3 protein-coding genes are annotated in these 2,614 nt (G+C 35.4%); 2 read left to right on the forward strand and 1 reads right to left on the reverse strand.

Going from position 1 to position 2,614, the window contains the following annotated elements; all coding sequences use genetic code 11:
- Positions 1 to 254: 254 nt before the first annotated feature.
- Positions 255 to 1,478 carry an IS256 family transposase gene (locus CLORY_RS22635; RefSeq protein ID WP_079428833.1) on the forward strand — a complete coding sequence of 408 codons (1,224 nt, stop codon included), beginning with the start codon at positions 255 to 257 and terminating at the stop codon, positions 1,476 to 1,478.
- Between the two features lie 126 nt (positions 1,479 to 1,604).
- On the opposite strand, the gene CLORY_RS22640 is transcribed toward CLORY_RS22635, so the two are convergent.
- Entirely contained in the window at positions 1,605 to 2,069 is a 465-nt protein-coding gene (locus CLORY_RS22640; RefSeq protein ID WP_079428835.1) for a helix-turn-helix domain-containing protein, read from the reverse strand.
- Here CLORY_RS22640 and CLORY_RS23145 point away from each other — a divergent pair.
- A complete protein-coding gene (locus CLORY_RS23145) occupies positions 2,058 to 2,357 on the forward strand; it encodes a hypothetical protein (RefSeq protein WP_139376130.1) in 300 nt (99 codons plus the stop codon). The two genes, CLORY_RS22640 and CLORY_RS23145, sit on opposite strands and share 12 nt — an antisense overlap.
- Positions 2,358 to 2,614: the final 257 nt, after the last annotated feature.

A 2,614-nucleotide genomic window follows, 5' to 3' on the forward strand; every position in this document is an offset into this window, starting at 1 on the left:
CAAATAATATTAAGCATTTTTCAGACATTGAGGAGTTAGATGTAGAAAATTGGGTTTAATATTATATAAGGTATAGTTTAATGGTTAAATAAATCTGTAGGATATGGAGAAATGGAACTTGATGATACCTATTTAAGGACAATAGTTATCATCAGGTTTTTATGTCTTGTCTTACGAAAGGAGCCTGTGAAGAAAAGTCTGTAAAAAACAGCTTTCTATGATAAAATCAAAATATCATAGGAGGCTGTTTTGTTATGAGAAGAAAAAGAGAATCAATGAGTGAAGGGAAAAAGAATATTATTGCTGCATTACTACAAGAGTACGATATCCAATCTGCTGAGGATATCCAAGATGCGTTAAAAGACTTGCTTGGGGGAACAATTCAATCAATGTTAGAGTCAGAAATGGATGAACATCTAGGCTATGAACCTTATGAACGTACTGACAATGCAAATTCAAGAAATGGTAAGAAGAGCAAGACAATACGAAGCAAATATGGAGAAATAGATATAGAAGTTCCACAAGATAGAGAAAGCACTTTTGAGCCTAAAATCGTAAAAAAACGTCAAAAGGATATTTCAGGAATAGAAGACAAAATTATATCAATGTACACAGATGGCTTGAGTACAAGACAGATTTCAGATCAGATTGAGGATATCTATGGCTTTGAGATAAGTGAAGGTATGGTGTCGGATATAACAAACAAGTTGCTTCCAGAAATTGAAGCATGGCAGCAAAGGCCACTAAGCAGTGTATATCCAATAGTATTTATAGATGCTGTTCACTTTTCCATCAGAGGAAATAATGTTATAAGAAAAAAGGCAGCATATATTATTCTTGGAGTAAATGAAGATGGGAAGAAAGAAGTGCTGTCTATACAAATTGGGGAAAATGAAAGCAATAAATTTTGGTTAAGTGCCCTTAACGAGCTAAAGAACAGAGGAGTGAAGGACATACTTGTACTTTGTGCAGATGGGCTTACGGGGATAAAGGAGTCAATTGCAGTGGCATTTCCTAACACAGAATACCAACGTTGTATAGTTCATCAAGTAAGAAACACGCTGAAATATGTAGCAGATAAGGACAAAAAAGAATTTGCAGCTGACCTAAAGACAATATATCATGCACCTTCAGAGGAAGTGGGAGTTGAGATAATGAAAAAAGTTACGGAAAAATGGCAGGATCATTACCCAAATGCAATGAAAAGTTGGAAGACGAACTGGGATGTTATAAGTCCAATTTTCAAATTTTCAGCAGATGTTAGAAAGGTGATTTATACTACCAATGCTATAGAGAGTCTAAATAGCACATATCGTCGTTTAAACAGGCAGAGAAGTGTATTTCCTAATGACACAGCGCTGTTAAAAGCACTATATCTTTCCACCTTCAAAGCTACGAAAAAATGGACTCTTCCTCTACGAAACTGGGGAAAAGTATATGGTGAGCTCTCTATAATGTTTGAAGGAAGATTAGGTTAAAAAGTATCTAAAAGTACTGTAAAAAACATCCTCAATGAGGATGTACTTGACATGCAACTAATTTATCACTATATTGTAGTAAAAGCATGAAAATCCATTTCTGGTTTCATGCTCCACATAAAATTATCATAGAAAGCTATTTACAGAAAAGACTTCACACTCTCTACGAAGTAAATTTAGTTCCACAATCCTCTCAAAATGCCTCCTAGAAATCTGATAATCTCCTCTTTTCCAATGATCTAAACTGGAAGGGTCAACTCCAATCATCCTAGCCAGTTTTCTTAAACCATATTTTTCAACAAGTGGCTTCAACTTTTCTTCCTGCTCAAGTACAAACCTGTAATATTCATCGCAAAGGATATCCCTATCGAGTACAGTAAGCAGCTTAAGCAAAGTAGGTTTTAAAATCTTATCTCGATATCCGGCTTCAACATCATTTAAAACAGAACGACTGATGCCAACCTTCTTTGCTAGCTCTTCTTGAGACAGTCCAGTGAGCAGCCTTGACTTCTTAAGTCTCTCAGCCAAGGTATTGCAAGGCATGCCAGAGTATTGCAATAACTTCCAATTCGTCGCAATTTGGAACACCATGCTGAAGCCATCGCCAGCGGCTCTCTAGCGGGATATAATGCGGTTTGCGAGGCTTTTGGGCATGGCACACTAATACTTCCTAGAACTACAGCAATCGGAGATATTATAGCCTATGCAAATGAAAAGATGGAGACTAAGGAAGGCAGGAGAAATAGATATACTTTTGCTGGAGCAGAGTACTTTGAGCATATGAAGGAAGTTGGACTGTACACTTTGGATGTTAAGGAGATTGAAGAGAGAATTGAGAAGGCTGGACTTAGGGATGTGTTTAAGAGAAAGATTGTGTAGAGAGTAGGAATTAGGAGCTCGCTGATGTCCTGGAAGAGGGATGTTGGCGAGCTTTTGTGTTTAAACATTTGTAATAGTATAAGAATGTTTAGGAAATATGCTATAATTATCATAGAAATTTTATGAAGAAAATTAAGAAATATCATTAATTATACTACATAGATTTATTAATATAAGTTTGATAATATTTAGATTTTAATGAATAAAAATAAGGTCTATAATATGAATATAAAAAGATATATTAGCATATTTGGAGG

Source organism: Clostridium oryzae (assembly GCF_002029235.1).
GTDB classification, from domain to species: domain Bacteria; phylum Bacillota; class Clostridia; order Clostridiales; family Clostridiaceae; genus Clostridium_AE; species Clostridium_AE oryzae.

Bases quoted from the DNA above. Each gene is read 5' to 3' on its own strand.
- CLORY_RS22635 (WP_079428833.1), top strand. From the start codon at position 255: ATGAGAAGAAAAAGAGAATCAATGAGTGAAGGGAAAAAGAATATTATT.
- CLORY_RS22640 (WP_079428835.1), bottom strand. From the start codon at position 2,069: ATGGTGTTCCAAATTGCGACGAATTGGAAGTTATTGCAATACTCTGGC.